General features: G+C 61.0%; 13 protein-coding genes. 3 read left to right on the top strand and 10 right to left on the bottom strand.

Translation table 11 applies throughout. The features are described from left to right. Nucleotides 1–397: 397 nt before the first annotated feature. A complete protein-coding gene (locus CUU80_RS09440) occupies nucleotides 398–1,414 on the top strand; it encodes a LacI family DNA-binding transcriptional regulator (RefSeq protein ID WP_100497087.1) in 1,017 nt (338 codons plus the stop codon). A gap of 303 nt (nucleotides 1,415–1,717) precedes the next feature. Beyond that, nucleotides 1,718–3,622: a glycoside hydrolase family 13 protein gene (locus CUU80_RS09435; protein ID WP_100497086.1), complete on the top strand. Its 1,905-nt coding sequence runs from the start codon at nucleotides 1,718–1,720 to the stop codon at nucleotides 3,620–3,622. A 923-nt stretch (nucleotides 3,623–4,545) separates the two neighbouring features. On the opposite strand, the gene ilvC (CUU80_RS09430) is transcribed toward CUU80_RS09435, so the two are convergent. The 10 genes from ilvC (CUU80_RS09430) to CUU80_RS09375 all read right to left on the bottom strand — a co-directional run bounded on the left by ilvC (CUU80_RS09430) (nucleotide 4,546) and on the right by CUU80_RS09375 (nucleotide 20,601). Beyond that, the gene (gene ilvC / locus CUU80_RS09430) at nucleotides 4,546–5,688 is read right to left on the bottom strand and encodes a ketol-acid reductoisomerase (RefSeq protein ID WP_279325005.1); all 1,143 of its coding nucleotides are present in this window, start codon (nucleotides 5,686–5,688) and stop codon (nucleotides 4,546–4,548) included. A gap of 1,293 nt (nucleotides 5,689–6,981) precedes the next feature. Further along, a complete protein-coding gene (gene ilvC / locus CUU80_RS09425) occupies nucleotides 6,982–8,034 on the bottom strand; it encodes a ketol-acid reductoisomerase (protein WP_100497084.1) in 1,053 nt (350 codons plus the stop codon). Between the two features lie 343 nt (nucleotides 8,035–8,377). Continuing rightward, nucleotides 8,378–9,766 (bottom strand): MFS transporter, encoded by a 1,389-nt coding sequence (locus CUU80_RS09420; protein WP_165775921.1) that lies wholly within the window; start codon nucleotides 9,764–9,766, stop codon nucleotides 8,378–8,380. Nucleotides 9,767–11,309: 1,543 nt separating this feature from the next. Continuing rightward, nucleotides 11,310–12,659, bottom strand: a complete 1,350-nt coding sequence (locus tag CUU80_RS09405) for an MFS transporter (RefSeq protein WP_100497081.1) — start codon at nucleotides 12,657–12,659, stop codon at nucleotides 11,310–11,312. Between the two features lie 162 nt (nucleotides 12,660–12,821). After that, nucleotides 12,822–14,345, bottom strand: a complete 1,524-nt coding sequence (gene gtfA / locus CUU80_RS09400; protein ID WP_100497080.1) for a sucrose phosphorylase — start codon at nucleotides 14,343–14,345, stop codon at nucleotides 12,822–12,824. Nucleotides 14,346–14,543: 198 nt separating this feature from the next. After that, the gene (locus tag CUU80_RS09395) at nucleotides 14,544–15,752 is read right to left on the bottom strand and encodes a LacI family DNA-binding transcriptional regulator (RefSeq protein ID WP_100497079.1); all 1,209 of its coding nucleotides are present in this window, start codon (nucleotides 15,750–15,752) and stop codon (nucleotides 14,544–14,546) included. Between the two features lie 488 nt (nucleotides 15,753–16,240). Beyond that, nucleotides 16,241–17,881 carry an MFS transporter gene (locus tag CUU80_RS09390; RefSeq protein ID WP_100497078.1) on the bottom strand — a complete coding sequence of 547 codons (1,641 nt, stop codon included), beginning with the start codon at nucleotides 17,879–17,881 and terminating at the stop codon, nucleotides 16,241–16,243. A 94-nt stretch (nucleotides 17,882–17,975) separates the two neighbouring features. Then, nucleotides 17,976–18,347: a fluoride efflux transporter FluC gene (locus CUU80_RS09385; protein WP_100497077.1), complete on the bottom strand. Its 372-nt coding sequence runs from the start codon at nucleotides 18,345–18,347 to the stop codon at nucleotides 17,976–17,978. Between the two features lies 1 nt (nucleotide 18,348). Next, entirely contained in the window at nucleotides 18,349–19,242 is an 894-nt protein-coding gene (locus tag CUU80_RS09380) for a fluoride efflux transporter FluC (RefSeq protein WP_100497076.1), read from the bottom strand. A 72-nt stretch (nucleotides 19,243–19,314) separates the two neighbouring features. Further along, a complete protein-coding gene (locus tag CUU80_RS09375) occupies nucleotides 19,315–20,601 on the bottom strand; it encodes an adenylosuccinate synthase (protein WP_100497075.1) in 1,287 nt (428 codons plus the stop codon). 809 nt (nucleotides 20,602–21,410) lie between these two features. Here CUU80_RS09375 and CUU80_RS09370 point away from each other — a divergent pair. Beyond that, complete coding sequence (locus CUU80_RS09370) at nucleotides 21,411–22,265, top strand: hypothetical protein (protein WP_133119417.1); 855 nt, start codon at nucleotides 21,411–21,413, stop codon at nucleotides 22,263–22,265. Nucleotides 22,266–22,728: the final 463 nt, after the last annotated feature.

Below are 22,728 nucleotides of genomic sequence, written 5' to 3'. Positions count from 1 at the left end.
TCCGGACCGTCGGTCTCCTCAGCGTACGTTCTTCCAGACTAAAAGACCCCTCATCTGGACTAACGTACGCTGACTGACACTCAGCGTACGTTTTCCCAGATGGAAGGGTTTTTCCTCTGGACTAACGTACTCTGACGAATCTGCGGCACAGCACACAGCACACGTCGCGCAATCGCACATCGCGCAATCGCACGTCGCACTTATGAACCGCACATGATATCGTTGTCACAGCAATGACGACACCATTCATGCGCGGCCATGATCAAGACATGCCAACAACATGCAAAACCATGTCCGATCATGACCAGCCACCAGCCCGCACGTCGGCAACGCAAATCAGCCGCGGGCGAGCGACGCAACGAGCAAGCGTAACAACCAGACGGCGAAGGCGGTTCCAATGACCAAGGCAAGCATTCAGGCGGTGGCGCGGGAGGCCGGCGTCTCCGTATCCACCGTGTCTCGCACGTTCGCCAAACCGGACCTCGTACTGCCCGAAACCCGCGACAAGGTGATGGCCGCAGCCGAAAAACTGGACTACTCCATCTCCCGTTCGGCCGCGGCACTGAAGTCCGGGCAGTCGTTCCGCATCGCACTGCTGGCCAGCGAAACGATCACCACTTGGTTCAACTCGAATATTTTCGCCGGGCTGGATTCCGTACTTCGTCCGGCCGGCTACGACACCGTCGTCTACCCGATGCGCAGCGCCAGCGAGCGCCGTGATTTCTTCGTCGATCTGCCCGTGCGCCGCAACGCCGACGCGGTGATCGTCAGCTCGTTCAACATCGAGCCGGACGAGGTGGCGCGCCTGAAGCATATGCACGTGCCGATCGTGGGCATCAACATCCCCTCCACCGAGGGCGTGGATGCGGCGGTCAGCATCGACGATCGGACGGCCACCCGCGCGGCCATCGAGCACCTGATCGCGCTGGGGCATCGGCGTATCGCATTCGTGGGCGGGTATCGGGCCGAAACCAATATGCGCTACAGCGCCGAGGCGCGGCTTCAAGGCATGCTCGACGCCACCGACGCGCACCCGGACGTCGAGGTGACGCATCTCAAGGTGCCACGCGGGTCCGCCGATGAGACCAGCGCCGCTTTGAATGCCGTGCTCACCGCCCCGGCCGACATCACCGCCTACTGCTTCGAGGACGACGACCTGGCTCTGCCCGTACTGTACCGTCTGCGTCAATATGGCCGTCGGGTGCCGCAGGATTTGTCGATCATCGGATTCGATGACGCCGGACTGGCGCCTGCCGTGGGACTGACTACTGTGCATCAGGATCCGTTTGCGATGGGCGCGGACGCCGGGCGACTGGCGATGGACGCCATCGCGGGCACGCCGATCGAGGCTGCGTTCCGCCAGCCGCCCACGCCGCTGATGCTGCGCGAGACCACCGCGCCGCCGCGCGCGTAGCGGGTGCCCCCGTCGCACCCGCAACATCATTGCCGCCGCAGCACGGTGACGCGACGCTTACGCGGCCAATCCCATCTTTGCGCTTCCGTGAGTCGCCGTGTCTCCCGTCTCAGACAAACGTCATCAGCAATCATGACTACGTTATTATCGGCCAATTCATATCATGACCCAACAATATGAGCGATACTGATGGTATCGTTGTCATTGATGAGGTCAGCCCAACCGACCCATCAGCATACGAGACGACGATCACAGGCAGACAGACGCGCGACCCAACCAACGCAACCATCGGAAAGGATCAACATGACCGCCAACAACCTGAACGACGACTGGTGGAAGCAAGCCGTCGTCTACCAGATCTACCCACGTTCCTTTAAGGACGTCAACGGCGACGGCCTCGGCGACATCGCCGGCGTCACCGAAAAAATCGACTACCTGAAGCGCCTCGGCATCGACGCCATCTGGCTCTCCCCCTTCTACCCCTCCGACCTTGCGGACGGCGGTTACGACGTGATCGACTACCGCAACGTAGACCCGCGACTCGGCACCATGGACGACTTCGACACCATGGCCAAAGCCGCGCACGAAGCCGGCATCAAAGTGATCGTCGATATCGTACCGAACCACACCTCCGACAAGCACGTATTCTTCCAGGCAGCCCTCGCCGCCGCCCCCGGCTCCCCCGAGCGCGACCGCTACATCTTCCGTGACGGCCGCGGCGAGCACGGCGAACTGCCGCCGAACGACTGGCAGTCCTTCTTCGGCGGCCCGGCCTGGGCCCGCGTGGCGGACGGCCAGTGGTATCTGCACCTGTTCGACAAAGCCCAGCCGGACGTCAACTGGAAGAATCCGGACATCCACGAAGAGTTCAAGAAAACGCTGCGCTTCTGGTCCGACCACGGTGCGGACGGCTTCCGCATCGACGTGGCGCACGGTCTGGCCAAAGATCTGGAATCCAAGCCGCTGGAAGAGCTGGGACGCGAGTACAGCGTGGTCGGCGTGCTCTGCCACGACTTCTCCCACCCGCTGTTCGACCGTCGCGAAGTGCACGACATCTACCGCGAGTGGCGCGAAGTGTTCAACGAGTACAATCCGCCGCGTTTCGCCGTGGCCGAGGCATGGGTGGTGCCCGAACATCAACATCTGTACGCCTCGCCCGACGAGCTGGGTCAGTCCTTCAACTTCGACTTCGCCAAGGCCAGCTGGTTCGCCGACGAGTTCCGCGAGGCGATCGCCGGCGGACTCAAGGCGGCCGAGGAGACCGGCGGCTCCACCACCACGTGGGTGATGAACAATCACGACGTGCCGCGCAGCCCCTCGCGCTACGGTCTGCCACAGGTCAAGGGTGCGCCGTACCACCAGCTGCCGCACGACTGGCTGCTGCGCAACGGTGCCAGCTACCCGGAGGATCGCGAGCTCGGCACCCGTCGCGCCCGCGCGGCCGCGCTGATGGAGCTGGGCCTGCCCGGTGCCGCCTACATTTACCAAGGCGAGGAGCTGGGTCTATTCGAGGTGGCGGATATTCCGTGGGACCGTTTGGAGGATCCGACCGCATTCCACACCAATCAGGCCACGATGGACAAGGGACGCGACGGTTGCCGCGTGCCGCTGCCGTGGGTCGCCGCCGATGAGCCGTCTTTGGTCGACTTCAGTCTGCCGATTCCGGCCGACGACGGCACCGGTGAGAATCACGTGCCGCTGTGCGCCGCCGGGCAGTTCGGCACGGGTGCTTCGTTTGGATTCTCGCCGGCCGTGCGGGTTGATGCGGCGGGTGCGGCTGACGTGCGTGGCGGCGCGGCCGGCGCGGCCGGCGCGGCTGACGTGCGTGGCGAGACGGCTGGTGCAGTGCGCATTGGAGAGACGCCCGCAGCCGACCCGCACCTGCCGCAGCCGTTGTGGTTCAAGGACTTCGCCGTGGACGTGGAGGAAGCCGACCCGGATTCGATGCTCGCGCTGTATCACGCGGCGCTGGCGATCCGCCAGGAGTCGCTGACTGCCACACGAGACACGTCAGCCGCTCTGATCGATTTGGGCACCGATGTAGTTGCGTACACCCGCGCGGCGACGAACGGTCGTACGTTCACGGCTGTGACGAACTTCGGTGCCATGCCGGTTACTTTGCCGGAAGGCGAGGTCGTGCTGACGTCCGGCCCACTGACCGCCAAAGGCCAGTTGCCCACCGACACGTCCGCGTGGGTGATCCGGTAGACGGACGCTGGTTGGGGTTTGCGGCCGTCTCGACGGGGAGCCGACTAGGCGAGTGCGCAGCGCTTGCGTCTGCTGCACACTCGCAAGCGGCTCGTAAGTTGCACCGCATACATTACAACTTACGGGTCACCCGCATCCATCGCGTGATGGTTACGTGTGCCGTTCATGCGCGGCAGCCATGTGCAACAAGTCATGGGTGTCGTAAGGACATCACGGCCGCCGCCCTACGACACCCATTTCTTCTCTTCTTCACGGAGGCGGCTCTCACCCACCTACCCATCTACAGTGGTACAACAACACAAATCCACATGAAACATGAGGACGTACCACAGCCCCTCACGCGACCCCAACGCAAAATAGCCCAAACCATTGCCACACCAAAGCAAATAACCGCCTAGCGCGTTGTTGCGACAAGGAATCCTGTCACAACAACACCAAATCAACCAAAACACTCAGACGTACCACGCGCCACCACAAAACAAGACAGCCGCCGCCCTACGGCACCCATTTTCTCCTCCCCCATCGCGGCTCTCCCCACCCACGACGGCACAACAACGCAAATCCACACGAAACATGAGGACGTACCACAGCCCTTCATGCGTCCCCAACGCAAAATAGCCCAAACCATTGCCACACTAAAGCAAATAACCGCCTAGCGCGTTGTTGCGACAAGGAATCCTGTCACAACAACACCAAATCAACCAAAACACACAGACGTACCACGCGCCACAACAAAACAAGACGGCCGCCGCTCCGAACGAATCGGAACGACGGCCGTCTTAGTGTGTGGTGCGCGGCATGCGCAATTGGGTACTTGCTGTTAGCGAAGCCCGACGCTATTTTCGTGGGACTATTGTCTCGCTCAAACCGCGCCTAGCAGCACAATCACAGCACTGCAATCCACTGCAATCAGCAATCACTGATCACTGCACCTGGGCGCGAGCGATCTTGCCGGTGAAGGAGTTGGCCTCGTCGGCATCCTTGACGCCGTCCTTGTTCCAGGAGAACATGGCGCGCAGCTTCGGGCCGACGGTCTCGATGCGCTCGTTGGAGTACTTCTCCTGCAGCTCCTTGAAGTGCGGAGCGCCGGCATCCTGATCGTCGATGAACTCCTTGGCGAAGGAGCCGTCCTGGATGCGCTTGAGGTGGTACTCCATGCGCTTGCGGCAGTCCTCGTTGATGACGGTGTTGGTGTAGTCGCCGTACTGGGCGGTGTCGGAGCAGGACCAACGAGCCTTGTTCAGACCACCCTCGTTCATCAGGTCGACGAGCATCTTGAGCTCGTGGCAGACCTCGAAGTAGGCGATCTCCGGCTGGTAGCCGGCGTCGGTGAGGACCTCGAAGCCCATCTCGACAAGCTTGTTCACGCCACCCATGAGCACGTTCTGCTCGCCGAAGAGATCGGTCTCGGTCTCCTCCTTGAAGGTAGTCTTGATGGCACCGGCGCGCAGAGCACCGAGGGCCTTGGCGTAAGCCAGGGTCAGAGCCCAGCCGTCGCCGCGCGGATCCTGCTCGACAGCCACGACGACCGGGACGCCACGGCCGGCGGCGTACTCACGACGCACGATGTGGCCCGGGCCCTTCGGGGCGACCATGAACACCGGGTGATCCTCGGTGGGCTTGATGTAACCGTAGTGAATGTTGAAGCCGTGGGCGAAAGCGACGGCAGCGCCCGGCTTGATGTTGGGCTCGATGTCGTTGGCCCAGATGGTGCGCTGGTACTGGTCGGGAGCCAGAATCATGATGACGTCAGCCTCGGCAGCGGCTTCCGGCACGGACTTGACTTCCAGGCCCTGCTCCTTGGCGAACTCAACGGACTTGGAGGTCGGACGCAGGCCGACAACCACGTCAACGCCGGAATCACGCAGGTTCAGCGCATGAGCGTGACCCTGGGAACCATAACCGATGATGGCAACCTTCTTGCCATCGAGGACGGAAAGATCGGCATCATTGTCGTACCAGATCTGTGCAGCCATGTAAGCACTCCTTGTACTACTGGCGTGCCGGCGAAATGGGGCAGCCGGCACACGGTGTTGTGGTGGTTGCGCGTATGCATTTGTATGCATGGTGCGCGTTTGGGTGGCGCTCGGGATATCCCGAGCGGGCTCAAGCGTGGCGGGATTGTGTCCCGCAAACTGGTGTCCATCCTACCGAGAACGACGTAGGCGCTTGCCCTCCGTCCACAACGTGAGCCAGTTCACGAATCGACTTTTGGTCGCATATGGACATTTTCTTACGATGCGGACTAGCTGTAGGTGCGCGAGGGGGACTTGGTGGCGCGCGGAAGGGACTTGGCGGCGCGCCCGGTTCTTACTTTCGTGGGGCCGAGCTTGCCGTCGCGTAGCGTCCCTCGACGACTTATTCCTGCTCACGGAACAGGCAACCCTGGCCGGATTAACGCCACGACACAGAAACCGTGAAACCGGTTTACGTCGGGTCCAATACCCAAGTTTCGTTTCATGGCACACTTCGCGATTCACCTCGCGGTATGCCTCGCTTCGCTTCGCAAGACGTTTCGCGATTCACCCCGCGCTTCGATTCGCGCTTCGTGAGCGGGCGCACGTTACTCGCTTCCCACCTTGCAATTCGTTTCGCGATTCGTGGACAGACATGCGTTGCTCGCTTCCTGCTTCGCGATTCCATTCGCGATTCACCTCGCGATATGTCCCGCTTCGCCTCGCAGAACGCTTCGTGGGTCACCCCGCGATTCCATTCGCGCTTCGATTCGCGCTTCGTGAGCGGGCGCACGTTACTCGCTTCCCACCTTGCAATTCGTTTCGCGGTACGAAGCTGGAAAATGCCCAAATATGCGATGTCGTACCACGCCACCCTAGAGAAGAGCCATATGCGATAACGCAATTACGCCAATCCGCGTGGTACGAAGGGACGGAAACGCCGCAAATACACTCACGTGGCACAACGCATTGGTACGAAACCGCAGAATCACAGAAAACGAAATCTTGTGGCAAAAGCAAGAGGGCGCACAACCCTAAAAAAACAGAATCAGAGATGTATTCGCGCGACATGAACGCAAGAAGATATAGGGAGCATCTTGGCGCAGCGCTCAAGCAGCATAAGAAGGGCAGGGAGTGTCTCTGCGCAGCGCGTTCAAGCAGGAACCAGAAGAGTAGAAGACTCACCTACACAGCACGGGCGGGACGCAGTCGCCACGGCATTTCGTTTTGCAGCCATGCTGCACCCTGCGTCTCAGTACAGCATGCCCATATATGTCCCGCTCACGCCTCCACATGTTCGCCCAAGCACCCGCGCCACATAAAAAGGCCGCCATCCGTTGCACGAGATTGTGCGCGAGATGGCGACCTGTTTCTTTAGGCACTCAGCGGCTGCTGCCGCCTCAATCACTGAACCTGAGTACGAGCGATCTTGCCGTTGAAGGACTCAGCCTCATCCTGATCCTTGGCCGGGCCGTTGTTCCAGGAGAACATGGCGCGCAGCTTCGGGCCAACGGTCTCAAGGTGCGGGTGAGAGTACTCTTCCTGCAGCTTCTTGAACTTCGGAGCGCCGGCGGCCTGATCATCCATGAACTCCTTGGCGAAGGAGCCATCCTGAATACGCTTGAGCTGGTACTGCATGCGCTTCTTGGTCTCCTCGGTGATAACCGTGGAGGTGTAGTCGCCGTACTGGGCAGTGTCGGAGCAGGACCAACGAGCCTTGTTCAGACCACCCTCATTAGCGAGGTCGACCAGCATCTTCAGCTCGTGGAACACCTCGAAGTAAGCGATCTCCGGCTGGTAGCCAGCCTCGGTCAGCACATCGAAGCCCATGTCGCACAGGTGGTTGATACCACCCATCAGCACGTCCTGCTCGCCGAACAGATCGGTCTCGGTCTCCTCGGTGAAGGTGGTCTTGATAGCACCGGCGCGCAGAGCACCCAGAGCCTTGGCGTAAGCCAGGCACAGCGGCCAGGTCTTGCCGTCCGGATCCTGCTCGACGGCCACGACGACCGGGACGCCACGGCCGGCGGCGTACTCACGACGCACGATGTGGCCCGGGCCCTTCGGGGCGACCATGAACACCGGGTGATCCTCGGAAGGCTTGATGTAGCCGTAGTGAATGTTGAAGCCGTGAGCGAAGGCCAGAGCAGCACCCGGCTTCAGGTTCGGCTCAACGTCCTCCTTGTAGACCTTGGCCTGGTACTGATCAGGCAGCAGGATCATCACGACGTCAGCCTCGGCAACGGCCTCACCGACGGACTTGACTTCCAGGCCCTGCTCCTTGGCGAACTCGACGGACTTGGAGGTCGGACGCAGGCCGACAACCACGTCAACGCCGGAATCACGCAGGTTCAGCGCATGAGCGTGACCCTGAGAGCCGTAGCCCAGGATGGCGACCTTCTTGCCATCGAACACGGACAGATCGGCGTCCTTCTCGTACCAGATAGTTGCTGCCATTTTTGGCGCTCCTTTATTTCTTATTTATTTATGGGATGAGTATTGATTACTGCATTCTGCTGGTGCAGAAAACTTCTTGGTTTTCCTTGTGGGCTTTTCCGAGATGCAGGTTTAGTCCGCCTGCACCCGGAAAATCTCCAAGGGGTTCACGTTGTGAACCTGTATTTTTTCACGTTGTGAACCATCGATTTTCAGTTATAAATATGGACGGATTTCGCGGATTTCACTTGGTGAAAACAACATCCGTGCTGAGCCGTGAAGCGAAAGCCCTGTGGGCTTTCGTAGGCTCAGTGAGCGATTGCAACCTACAAGCAATCGCGAAGTCGAAAACCAGCCGTTGATTTCACTTGGTGAAATCAACGTCCTTAGTTTCCTTGCAGGTCAGCACGGAGACCAAGCAGCACACGGCCATTACACCGAGGTACAGGCCCACGGAGTGCACGCCCCAGTTGTGGGACAGCCAGGTGGCGATGGTCGGCACGAATGCCGCACCGACGATGGCGGCCAGATTGTAGCCGATGCCGGAACCGGAGTAGCGCACGTTGGCGTCGAACAGTTCGGGCAGGAACGCGCCGATCGGGCCGAAGGCGATGCCCATCAGCGCAAAGCCGATGCACAGGAAGGCCATGTTGGCGACGAAGTTCTTCTGGCCCACGAGCTGGCCGTCCAAGAGGAACGGGAAGAGCAGGGCGAAGACCACGAGTGCGCAGGAGGAGAAGGTGAGCACACGACGGCGGCCCAGCTTATCCGCATACAGGCAGGAAAGCACGATGAACAGGGCGAACACGCAGATGGAGATCATCAGCATGAGCAGGTACTCCTGATTGGTGAAGCCCAGATCGCCACCGCCGTTCGCGGTGTCCTTGGTGCCCCATGCAAGGGACCAGGTGGCGAGCGTGTAGAACAGCGTGTAGGTCACAGCCACAAGGAAAGTGGCCTGCAGCACCTGACGCCAAGACTTGCGGAAGACCTCGGTCAGCGGGGACTTGACGACCTTCTTCTGCGCCTGAGCCATGCGGAAGATCGGAGTCTCCTCCATGTGAACGCGGACTACAAGGCCGATGATCACGAGCACTGCGGAAAGCAGGAACGGTACGCGCCAACCCCACGACAGCATCGCATCCTGATCGTTGAAGGATTCGAGCACGAAGTAGGTGCCGTTGGACAGGAAGAATCCGATCGGTGCGCCAAGCTCAGGGAAGGAGCCGTAGAGCGCGCGCTTGTCTTCAGGCGCGTTCTCGGTGGCCACCAGAGCTGCGCCGGACCATTCGCCGCCCAGTCCGATGCCCTGCACGAAACGCAGCAGGCACAGAATGGCGACTGCGAACACGCCGGCCTGATCATAGGTGGGCAGGCAGCCGATCAGGAAGGTGCCGACGCCCATGGTCATGAGGCTTACGACCAGCGTGGTCTTGCGACCCATGCGATCACCGAAGTGGCCGAAGACCAGCGAGCCGAGCGGGCGGGCGATGAATGCGATGGCGAACGTCAGCAGGCTCATCAGCAGGGCCACGGTCGGGTTGGCCTTGTCGGAGAAGAAGATGTGCGGGAAGTAGTTTGCCGCTGCGGTACCGTAAGCGTAGAAGTCATAGAATTCGATGGCGGTACCGACCATCGATGCCGCGATCACGGTTTTGACCGAATCGCGTACCAATGCGGCGGCCTTGCCGGCTGCTGCGCTTGCCGCGCCGGCGGCCTGAGTCAGACCGTTCTCTTCGAGAGCTGCAGTCATTATTGCTCCTGTAGGTTCTCGCCTCGCATTACCCAACTTGCGAGAGCGATGTTCCGCAGTGTTTCACGATGCGTTTCACGCTTTCGTTTCACACTGCATCACTGTTGTTGTCTTGCTTGTTACTGTTTGCTATCCGTCCGCGGTTTTCCTCTTGCGGGTTGCGGGGTTTGCCATAAGCCTTGTGAGCGCAACAAAAAAGCCCCGCATCGTGCAGGGCCTTACCGATTGTGTCAGCTTGATGGGCCCTGCCTTCGTTGACGGGGCTTCAAGCATCATGCCGAATTAGTCCGCCAGCGAAGACGGGCTAATAATTCGTGCGGATACAAACGCAGAAGCATTGAATCCAGTCATCGCGTGGCCTCCTTTCGGTGTTCCTCGGGTCCGTTCGACCCGAACTGGAATGCAAAGATAGGTTCGGCCGGACGCGCAATCCAGTAAGGGTTCATTATGTGGACGTAGGGTCTTGACAAACGGATGCCGCATATTATTTGCGATGGCAGCGTGCCAACACACGGCACCGCCACGCCGCAAGAACGCCTCTTCTCGGTATGCCGCAAGCAAAAATCGGCGCGCATCAACCATGAAACCTCTTCAGCGAGGGCAGCGTGCCAGAGGGGCATGTGCTGGCGTCGCCCGTCCCCGTTTTAGCGGCGGCAGCTTGCCAGGAACCGGCCAAACGACTCCGCCCAAACCCGATTACGAAGGCATCCCGCCAGCACATGGCACCACGCCGACGCCAGCAAACTCCTCAGCGACGCCAGCATGCCAGATCCCATCCCCAGCAACATCGCCAAATACCCGGCGCGAAGGCGGCCCGCCAGCACACGGCACCACCCCACCGCAAGAACACCTCTTCTCGGCATGTCACAAGCTAAAATCGGCGCATCAGCCATGAACCTCCTCCTCAGCGAAGGCATCCTGCCAAGAACTGGCCGAACAACCGCGCCCAGACCCGATTACGAAGGCAACATGCCAGTACATGGCATTACGCCGACGCCAGCAAACTTCCCAGCGACGGCATCCTGCCAAAGACCGGCCCGGCAACATCGCTGAATGCTCGGCACGAAGGCAGCCCGCCAGCACACGGCACCACCCCACCGCAAGAACACCTCTTCTCGACAAGCAGCAAGCCAAAATCAGCGCATCAGCCATGAAACCCCTTCAGTGACGGCAGTGAGCCAAGGAATAGCCCGGCAACATCGCTGAGTGCTCGGCACGAAGGCGGCCCGCACGCCCATCTCGGCAGCCGGCACGCCCCGCTCCAGCTCCAGACCCGCCCGTACCAACAGAAAAGCTCCACCGGTCACATTGGACCGATGGAGCTTTGGGGGATTGAATAGGGGCTCAGTGCAGTGCGAACTCAGCCCTGCAGCGCAGGAGCGCTATATTGCGGATCCGGGCAACTGCTGCAACTGCACTGCAACCACGCTGCAATCGCGCTGCAATCGCGCGGGACAGCCGCACCTGCAATCACGCGGGACACCCGCACCTGCAAACGCAACGGACAGCCACAAGCAGCCACAAGCTCATCCCCACGCCGCAATCACTTCACGTGCTTGATGCGCATGATGAGCCAAGCGGCGACCAGCACGATCGCGATGGCCACGATGAACACCACCGAGTACGCGGCCGGCGGGGTCTTGGTCACGCCCAGCACGGACTTGACGATCACCACGATCAACGAGGTCATCGCGGAACCGATCACGGTGGACAGCGTGTTGGCGAGGTTCAGAATGCCCAGATCCTTACCGGCCTCCTCCGGGTTCGGCAGCACGGAGACGTTCAGCGCCTGATCGATGGCGTTGTAGGTGCCGTAGCCGAGGCCGGCGATGCCAGCGAACAGGTACATGCCCATCTCGGAGCGGAACAGCAGCGGCATCAACGCGCCGACGGCGAACAGGCAGCTGGCGAGCGCCACCGGAAGCTTGCGCATGCCGAGCTTATCGGTGATCGGGCCGGCGCACACAGCGGCGATCAGGGAGACGACCAGCGTGATCACAGCCATCGTGGCGATGACGGATGCGGCCTTGATCTTGGCGTTCGGGTCTCCTGCGAAGACGTAATCCTGGGCGATGTACAGCTGGTAGGTGTTGATCATCCAGTAGCCGCCCATCATCATCGTGCGGCCGGCGAGCGCGTAGTAGAAGTCGGGGGCGTTCTTCGGCGGACGGAAGCGCATGACCACGGACTTGGCGGTGATCTCCTCGCGGGCCTCATCCTTGTTGCCCTTCTCACGCGGCCAGACGAGTACAACGAAGATACCGCACAGGCCGAAGATGACCAGACCCATCATCCAGCCGGCGAACACACCGGAATCACCCTGCTTGAGCAGCTGGGCGCCAACGAACGAGCCGAGGGTCTGACCGGTGGCGATGCCGGCACCGTAGAAGCCGGAGATCGTACCACGGACGTTGTCAGGCACACGGTCGGACATGGTGGCCACGTACGGGGCGAGCATCACGTTGTAGCCGAGCTGAGCGCAGCACCACAGGATGATGATGAGCACCTGCGAGCGAGTGAACGCGATGGCACCGATCGACAGACCGGTGATCAGGCCGCCGACGATGATCCACGGCGTACGCTTGCCGAAGCGCGAACGAGTCAGATCGGAGAGTGTGCCGAAGATGATGTTGGCCAGCAAGGCCACGATGGAGCCGAAGATGTTGACCAGGCCCAGCATCGTTTCCTTGGTGCCCGCGTCGATGCTTTCGAACACGTACGGCAGGATCAGCGAGCTCAGCGCGACCCACGGGATGGCGCAGGCCACCGCGGAGACGGTGAAGCCGATGCCGAGGCGAATAACCTCGGTTTTGGTCGGACGGTGTCCGTCGGCGGATACCGACGGGTCCCGGACCGGTACAGCAGCGGTTGCAGCCGCACTATTCTGTTCCATAATTGATTCCCTTTTCTTTTTCTTGTTATTGATAACTTCGTTGTTCAGTCAAGTATGTGAGTCACAAGTATGTGCGGCCCGGGATTATGCCAGGCGATTCCTTGGCCCGTCTCGCGAAAGACGGGCCAAGGAAGGTCAGGGAAATCGGGAGCGTCCAGCCGCTCAGGCGGACACGACCGGCGGCTCGGCGATGAGATCGCGGGTCTCGTGTTCACCGGCGGCGTCGCGCCAAGTGAGTGTGACAATGGCATTTCCATTATCCACCCCGAGGCCTTGAGCCGGTTCGAATACGAGCGTCGTGTCGGATGAGCCATCGGCGGCGGTCCAGGTGAGGGTCAGCGAACGGTCGCCGTCGGCCTGGTAGGTGAACTCGCCGTCGAACGCCGGCAGTTCGTTGCGGAACTTGGCCAGTGCGTTCAGCGCCTTGACCACCGGGCGAGCGAGGTTCTCGTCGACTTCGGCAGTCGAGTAGTAGTGACGATTGATGTCGCGGCCCACGTTCGTGCGATGCAGCAGATCCATATCGTTCGCGCCGGCGAGCGCGCCGACGTAGTAGACCTGCGGTACGCCCGGCAGGAAGAACTGCACGGCACGGGTGGCGATGTAGTGCTGATCGTTGCAGCCGAGCGCCGAATAGTACGTGGAGTTGACCTGATACAGGTCAAGGTTGCTCGCGGCGGCACCGGTGGCGGCCTGGGACTCGCCGTTGGTGTTGGCGTGGATGGTGTTGACCAGATTGTCCACGTCCTCGTCGGGCACGAGGCCCTTGAGGGAGCGGTCGAGCTGGTCGGAGCCGATGTCGATCACACCGATGCCGTCGTGCGTATCGAGCACGGTGACGGCGTTGTTCGGGCGCACTTCGACCCAGTGGGCGAGTGCGTCGGTACGGCCGGTGAACACCGAGTGCAGCAGCAGCGGGGGCAGGGCGAAGTCGTAGACGCGATCGACCTTGTGGGCGATTTCGACCTGCTTCTTGTAGTAGCTGTGTACCTCGATCAGGGTTTCGAGACCGCGCTTGGCGCCCTCTTCCTTGATGCGCTCGATCAGCGTGAAGGTCTTCGGGGTCATGAAGCAGCTGGAGTTGGCTTCCTTGGCGCCGTAGCCCACCGCGTCGAGGCGGATGGACTTGACGTGGCTGGCGGCCAGCCGGTCGAGAATGCCGGTCAGATAAGCCCAGCCTTCGGCGGAGTCGGTGTCGATGTCCACCTGCTGCGGGGTGAAGGTGGTCCACACCAGACGGGTTTTGCCGGCCCACGTGTAGTGGGTGAACGGCAGGCCCGGGCGCGGACGGTAGATTCCGGCGAGGTCTTCTTCGGTGGCGCCATCCGGGAAGATGGTGCTCATGGTGAGGAACATGTTGTAGTACGGGCTGTCTTCACCGCGCTTCATCACGTCCTGGAACTGCTCGGATTCCCAACTCATGTGGTTGACGATGGTGTCCACCATGATGTCGTGGGTGTTGGCCAGTTCGGTGATGTCATTCCACGAACCGAGGCGCGGGTCGACCGTGGTGTGGTCCACCGGGTCGAAGCCGGCGTCGGCACCGTCGAATGGCGTGAAGAACGGCAGGATATGCACGCCTTCATACACGCCTTGGAAGCGGGTGCGCAGAATATCGGTCAGCGATTTCAGGTTTCCGTCGCCCAAGCGATCGGCGTAGGTGATGAGCTGGACCTTGTTCTTCATCGAATCTCCTTTATCCTCGTGACGCTCGCAGCAGGCGAACGCATTCCTCATATGGAGGGTTTCGGCGGCTCGTTCAGGACGGCACATTGTCCTTGCTAAGCCTGATACATACTATATCGAACCGGTTCGAGCACGTCAAATCTCGAACCGGTTCGACACGCCGAGGCACAAGGATGGAAGCTATATGAAAAAGCCGGGTTAGCGCGTGGTTTCTCCCGGCACGAAGGTCACAGGAACGACGGTTTCGCCGAAGCCGCCGGACTGGGCTGCGGCATTATCAGTAGCGTCGCCAGCAGCAGTATCGCCGGCAACACCATCCGCCAAACCATCGCCACTCACCGCGGCCGCATCCGACGCCTCAGCAGTCCCAGCATCCCCAGCAGCCCCAGCAGCCCCAGCAGACGACTTCGACGCACCGCCAGCGGCACCTTCCCCCGCCCCAGCAGCGATGCAGTCGCTCAGACGCGAGGCCAGCACCGAGGCCAACGCCGCGAAATCCTGCCGAATCACGCTGAGGCGAAGTCCTGCGGCATCCGCCACATACGTACCGTCATAGGCGATGATCTGCAAGTCTCGCGGAATGCTGAATCCGCGGCGTATCGCTTCCTGCACGCACAACGCGGCACCCGTATCCGAGCTGACCACAGCATCCACATCGTCGAACCGGTCGAACAGCTCGCGCGCGGCAGCAGCGTATCCGGCGAACTCGGACACCTCGCCGGCCTCCACATAATCGTGGCGCACACCCGCGGCATCGAGCTCATGCTCCAACGTGAGGTAGTAACGCACCGTGGGGAAGGTGGTGTTCCCGTCTGCGACCGCATCGTCAACATGAGCCGCCAGATCGTGGAATTGCGCACGCGGACCGCCGATCAGCACCACATGACGCGCGCCTGAATCGATGAGCTGACGGGCGATCAGCCGACCGCCCTGCTCATGGTCCGAATCCACCGAAGGGATGCCTGGGCCGAGATACCGGTCGAACGCCACGATGGGTCGTCCGATCGACGTCCAGTAATCGGCCGGATGAGCGGTGTGCGCGGCCATAACAATGCCGTCCATCATATGACGTTGCAGCATATCGACGTATTCAGCCTCGCCCTTGTCGGCGTCCACGGTGGAGCACAGCAGCGTTTTCAGCCCGCGCTCGGCGAACTCGTGCTGCAGGGCCGAGGTGAGGGATGCGAAGAACGGGTGGGCGATGGTTGGCACGATCACGCCGACGGTGTCGGTCCGATCGCGGTAGAGGTTGCGGGCCAACTCGTTGGGGATGTAGTCGAGCTCGCGCATGGCGGCTTCGACCTTGGCACGCATGTCCGTCGAAACGTATCCGGCGTTGTTTACCACCAACGAAACGGTGCTCACTGAAACCCCTGCCTTGCGAGCCACGTCACGCATGCCAACCATGATTCCTCCTTACGAGTCCAATCGCCCGCAATCGCCGTCAGCTTGCCGATTTCCGGACGTATGCCGTGCACACCATTGGGCCATACGCGCATACGCCGGTACGGCCAACGTCAACTACGCCCAGTGTACTCGAACCGGTTTGATCACACGACGACCACCGCACAATCATCGTTCGACAATCTCTCGTACGTTGTCAACAAACGCTCGCTCCAACGTACGTTTCGCACGACAAAATGTCCCACACGACGTACACGCCCCGCGAAACGCACGTTTCGCACGACAAATGCCCGCAACACACCGCACGACGTACGTTTCGCACGACATATGCTCTGCGCAAAACAAAAAGGCTCGCCCAACCGCCTGCAGACGTTCGTAAAGACGTCGGCAGGTGGCCGGACAGGCCCAACAGCACGACTCACGATCAGTAGTCGCGGTCGATAATCAGTCGTGCGCGATCAGTCGGCGATCAGTCGGCGATCAGTCGGCGATCAGTCGTTCGCGCGAGAGCCGACGAGCGTCACCGCGCCGGCGATCAGCACCGCGACGATAGCCGCGGGGAACAGCAGATAGTATCCGTAGCTGGATGCGAACGCGTTGACCAACAGCGCGCCGATGATGGCCGCAAGCGCCAGTCCAGCCGAGTTGGCGAGCGCGAAGACGCCAAGGTCGTGGCCGGCATTGCGCGGGTCGGGCAGGGCATCCATCACCAGCTCAAGGCCGAGCGCATCGTAAATGCCGAACGCGAAACCGGAGATCAGCGCGAAGGCGATCAGACCATTTTCACGCGCGGCACCAGTGGACCAGACGCCGAGGCCCCACGCCAGCGCCAATCCCACGGCGTACAGCAGACACGAGCCGGCGACTACAGTGGCGGTCGCAATCCCGCGCTCCTCGATGCGTTCGGAGATCGGAGCGGCGAGCCAAGAGGCCAAAGCTGTGCCGATCAACGTCGCGATCGCCATGGCCATGATCAGGGAGCCGGCCGGAATGGTCAGCGGCGCGGAGGTGAACAGCACCGCCTTGCCGTACACCCAGTAGCGCACCACGTACCACAGGAAGACGCCGGTCAATCCCACACCGGTCATCATTGCGGTGCGGGCGGCGAACACACGGGCGAATGCGGGGGCGTCGGTCGGCGGGCGTAGTTGGGCGACTACGGTGGACGCGTTGAACGGCGCACGCGGCAGGGCCTCGCTGGACGGCTCCTTGGGCAGAATCAGCACGGTCAGGATGCCGGAAAGCGCGAACAGTACCGCGGTCAGGACGAAGGGGGTGAACGAGCTGAACATCACGCCGATGGCTCCCAGACACACGCCAGCCGCTTGGCCGAGCATCACACCGATGCCATGCCAGCGTTCGATACGCGGGCGGAACTTGTCCGGCACGCGTTCGCTGATGGCGCTGGCCAGCGGCACGGAAAGCATGGCGTAGGCGAATTGCATCGCCGCCCAGAGCACGCACAAACCGACAATGTTGAGGTCCTGACCAAGCAGCAACGTCAGCAACGCGCTCAGCACACCGCCGACCACCATCCACGGAGTACGACGACCGAACTGCGTACGGGTGTGGTCGGAAGCGCCGGAAATCAGCGGCATGGCGAATACGGAGGCCACCACGCCCACAATCACCAGCACAGCCAGCGGCATCGCCAGTTCCGTAGCCACAGGCAGCGCGCGGCCGGTGGCAGGGTTGATGGGAATCTCGCCGCGGACGGCCGTGTTATAGCCGCCGAGGCGCGCCACCACGTTGGGCATCGCCACAGTGTTCAGCGCCACCCATGGAGCCCCCACCAAGATGGAGGCGATGAAAAAGCCCCAGTTGAGGCGGGAGACGCGGGCCACGGACGGCTTCTCGCCGCTGGCGGACACCATCGGGTCGCGCATGTCAAGATACGCGGACGACATATCAGGCGCCGGAGTGTCCACGCTGGACACTGCTGCGGCGGCTGCGGACGAGGCGGATGCGGCCAGGCGCATGGCCTGCGCTTCAGGCTGATCGGAAGACGCTTCCGGCGGGCGGCGGCTCGGTTTCATGGCCAGTCGCGCCACGGCCTCCTTGTCTTCCGGGCTGAGTGCTTTGTCGAGGTCCGGGCGATCGTCAATGCCCGGGCGCACATACGGTTCCAACATGATGCCCTCCTTATGCTTCTCGTGAGTCCATTGTCAGCACAAGGCGAGACTATCTGTTGGCATGCTGCGATGAAGCTTCGTACGCCCCCCCTGCTCAGCGGCCCAGCGAACCGACGATCCATCCCAACGTGACGCAGATAATCGGCACCACGATAGTGGCCACCAAGTAGTACGCAGCCATGGCGAAATGACGGTTGCGAGCCAGCGACACCATTTCGTTAATCGCGGTGGAGAAAGTTGAGAAGCCGCCGAGGAAACCGGTGACGAACAGCAGGTACGTGGATTCCGGCACCACCTGATGCGCGTATGCGGCCGCCGCCACACCTGCGCAGAATGTGGCGATCACGTTGATGATGAACGTGGAGAGCGGGAACATGCGATTCCACCAGCGCTGGATGGATGTGTTCAGCACGAATCGGGCCACGGCACCCAGGCCGCCGCACATGCTGATGAGCAGAAACGACATCTCAGTGCGCCTCCCCAGTGGTCGGGTCGCCTACCAGCGGAATCTCGTCGGTGATGGGCGCAGGTTCGTAGGAGGGCGGGTTGATAGGGGCGGTGGCGGCAGGTGCGGGATCGTTGGCGTCGGGCGCGATGGAAGCCGCGTTGGGCGCGCCGGGCATGCCGGACGGCGACGCAGCGGGCGCGGCGGGCGACGCGGCGGTACCGTTACCCTGAGCGGCAGGCACGACTATCGTCTCCCCCGCCGTCACATGACGCCAGTTTTGCTGCTGTTGACAGACCGCGGCAATCGCAACTTTCGCGGTTTTGCCGGCGGCCAGCGCCAAACCAAGCCGCGCACCGAGATACGCCACAACCAGGCCCAGCAGGAAGCTCACCAGCATATAGAACACAGCACCAGCAACCACACTGCCCTGCAACGTGGTGAGTTCCTCGATCGCCAACGCGGACAGCGTGGAAAAGCCGCCACACATACCCATGCCGATGCCGCGTGAAGTGAGCTCGCGCACGCGCTTACGAATCCACACCGCCTGCGACAGGTAGGACGTCAGGCACGCGAAAATGAAGCAGGCCGCCATATTCGCCGTGAAGGTGGGCACATGGAAGGCATGCCAGAACCCCTCGGTCCCAGCGGTGGCGGGCAGGATGAAGCTCAAGCCGTAGCGCATGGCGGTGCCCAGCGTGCCGCCGAGGAACACCACCAGATACAGCATGCCGTCGGCCAGCGGGTTGAATCGAGCCTGGACGCGTTTGATGGGAGCAAGCGGAATCTGCGGCGGTTTGGCCGCGGCGGCCGCTCCCTGCGGTTCGGGCATGGATTGGGCCCGAACCTGGGCGACGGAAATCTCCTGCGTGCTAGGCTGCGGCTCGGCACCGATGGTGTTCACGGAATCAGACATAGGCTGCGGTTTCACTGAGGAACTTAATCGTTACGCGTTACGTACAACTCAGTCGACGACTCAGTCGGCGGCTCAGTCGATCAGGGAGTGCACGGAGATGATGTGATCGCGCTGCGGGCCAGTACCGATAGCGGAGATACGGCAGTTGCTGAGCTCCTCCAAGCGCTTAACGTACGCCTGGCAGGTGGCCGGCAGATCATCGAAATCATGGACCTGCGAAATATCCTCATCCCAGCCGGGCATGGTCTCGTAAATCGGCTTGGCGGCGGCAAAGGCGGCCTGATCAGTCGGCATATCGTCGTGACGTTCGCCGTCCACATCGTAGGCCACGCAAATCGGGATTTCCTTAAGTCCCGTAAGCACATCGAGCTTGGTGAGCACGATGTCGGTCAGGCCGTTGACCTGAGAAGCGTAACGGTTCACCACGGCGTCGAACCAGCCGCAGCGACGCGGGCGACCGGTGGTCACACCGAACTCGTGGCCCTGGGCGCGCAGCCACTCGCCGGACTCGTCAAACAGCTCGGTGGGGAACGGGCCCTCACCCACGCGAGTCACGTACGCCTTGGAGACGCCGATCACGCGGTTGATCTTGGTGGGGCCGACGCCGGTGCCGGTGCAGGCGCCGCCGGCGGTCGGGTTGGAAGAGGTGACGAACGGGTAGGTGCCGTGGTCCACGTCAAGCATGGTGGCCTGAGCGCCCTCGAACAGCACGGTCTTGCCTTCGTCAAGTGCCTTGTTCAAAATCAGACCGGTGTTGGCCACGTACGGCTTCAGGCGTTCGCCGAGCTTCAGGAGCTCGTCGGTGGTCTGGTCCACGTCGATCGGGCGGCGGTTGTAGAGCTTGACCAGCATCTGGTTCTTCTGGTGGAGGCTGGCTTCGACCTTGTCGTGCAGGTGCTTGGCGTTGAACAGGTCGTGCACGCGGATGCCGACGCGGTTGATCTTGTCCGCGTAAGCCGGGCCGATGCCGCGGCCGGTGGTGCCGATCTTGTGCTTGCCGAGGAAGCGCTCGGTCACCTTGTCAAGCGTGCGGTGATAGGGCGCGATGATGTGCGCCGCTTCGGAAACGAGCAGGTGGGAGCAGTCGATGCCACGGGCCTCAAGGCCGTCGATCTCCTGGAACAGCACTTCCGGGTCGACCACCACACCGTTGCCGATCACGGGGGTCAGGTGCGGGTTGATGATGCCGGAAGGCAGCAGGTGCAGGGCGTACGATTCGTTGCCGACCACCACGCTATGGCCAGCGTTGTTGCCGCCGTTGAAGCGGGCCACGTAATCGACCTTGGTGCCGATCAGATCGGTTGCCTTGCCTTTACCTTCGTCGCCCCACTGAGCACCAATAAGAACAATTCCAGGCATGCTGGCCTCCCCGATTTGCACACTGTTGTACGTTGTCTCGTACGTGTTTTTGCACGTGCTTTGCGTGCTTCGTACTTGTTTGTACGGCTCCACGCACGTTTTCCGCCGGGGACTAGGTTACCTTACGGCCTCTACTCGCGGCAGCTGTTATCCCAGCTGCACTTTCCCGTCCCCAAGCTGCACTTTCCCGTCCCCCAACCGCACTTTTCGCACGAATCGAGCGTATCCGTTCCCAGCGCATTCGCCCCAGCGCACCCGTCCCCAGCGCACTTTTCCCGCCCCCAGCCGCACTTTTCGCACGAATCGAGCGCAAACACACGCCCACGCGCCCTCTGTGCGCACTTTTCGCGCGAAAAGTACGCAAAAGCCCCCTGCGCACCCCCTCAAACGCACGATTCGCGCGAAAAGCACGTACAGATCATGTTCTGCGCTCGATTCGCGCGAAAAGTACAGGGAAAGGAGACTCACACCTCTGGGGACGACACGCTCAGCAACGCCATAATATGGATAATTCGAAGCTTAACGCTCAAGTGCACACATTTATTCACGACAATCAGACATGCCACGTATCACCATCAAACAAACACGCACACAATAGAAAGCTCGAACCACAGACCCTGAATTCCGCAACCTCGACAGAGAAACCCTTCTATGATTCCCGCATGAGATCACATCCAAGAATCGAGCAGCTCCTGCTACAGGCGGAGCATCAGCGCAGATGCGTATGGCCCATGGAACAGGGAGACCGTCAGCTCCTTATGCGACGAGTCCGCGCGGGAATCCTCGTCACACCATTTCAAGGACTTTTCGTGCGAAAAGCACTTTGGCTTCAACTACCATTCGCGGAACGCATCGCATATATACTGCGCGCCGTCTGCCATCAACACCCCGACTGGACCGTCTGCGGCATCTCAGCCGCTGCGGCACATGGCTACACTGCCACCTATTACCAGCATCGCTTTGTGCATATAGCTGTTTCCGACCGTTCCAAAGCACGTCGTCATGGCCCCTTTGTAGGACATTACATTCCGAAATATAGAAGTGTCGTCGTTAATAACGGTATTCGAGCCACCACTCCGATCCGCACCATGTTTGACTGCGCCAGAACCTTGGACTTCTCTACTGCGATGTCCATCTGCACCATGGGATTACGCGCAACACAACTCACAGCAGAAGCCCTTCAGAACTATTGCCAGATTAATTCCAGAAAGCACGGAATACGGAGAGCCATCTACGTTGCCCAAAATGTAGATCCTCTATGCACCAACGGCGGCGAAGCGGTCGCATATGCCACGATACTTGAGCTGGGATTCGCTGCCCCAGAGTGTCAACGCATGTTCATCAATCCCATCGACAACAAGCCTATATATGCTGATTTCACTTGGACATTGAGCGACGGCTCGCTTATTATCGGTGAACTTGACGGCCGTGAAAAATACATTAATCCGGCTATGACCAAAGGGATGGACTCAATAGACATCGTGCTGCATGAAAAAGATCGAGAAGCCGGCATCAACCTTCTGCATATTCCTGTAGCGCGTTTTCAGATGCAGCATGTACACAATCGTGCGCAGCTTGAGCAGCGGCTTTCGGCAGCGAATGTACCGCGGCCGGGCAAGGGCAAAAGAACACCTTTCACGGGATTTGAATGCCGCGCGTACTAACTAGTCAGTAAGTCAAACCAACCAGCAGACCGCCCCATCCGCCAACCCCGCATACTTTTCGCACGAATCGTACGCAAACACACGCCCACGCGCCCTCTTTGCGCACTTTTCGCGCGAAAAGTACGCAAAAGCCCCCGCACACCCCCTCAAACGCTCGATTCGTGCGAAAAGTGCGTACGGGGCATATTCTGCGCTCGATTCGTGCGAAAAGTACGAAACGGGCCGGCGCGGGGCACACTGTGCGTACTTTTCGCGCGAAAAGTACGCAAAAGCACCCTGTACGCACCCTCAAACGCACGATTCGCGCGAAAAGTTCGGGAGGAGACGGGAACGGACGGGAGGAGACGGGAAGGGACGGGAAGGGGAAGAGCGGTCGCTTATACACATCTGTAGCTGGCGACGATACTCATTGTGTAGATGGCGATGGTGGCGGCATAGTCAACAAGAAAAACGTGGTCGAAGG

The sequence above is a fragment of the Bifidobacterium scaligerum genome, assembly GCF_002802865.1.
GTDB classification, from domain to species: Bacteria; Actinomycetota; Actinomycetes; order Actinomycetales; family Bifidobacteriaceae; genus Bifidobacterium; species Bifidobacterium scaligerum.
The sequence above is the reverse complement of the archived record's forward strand: the minus strand, read 5'-3'. Positions and strand labels throughout refer to the sequence as shown.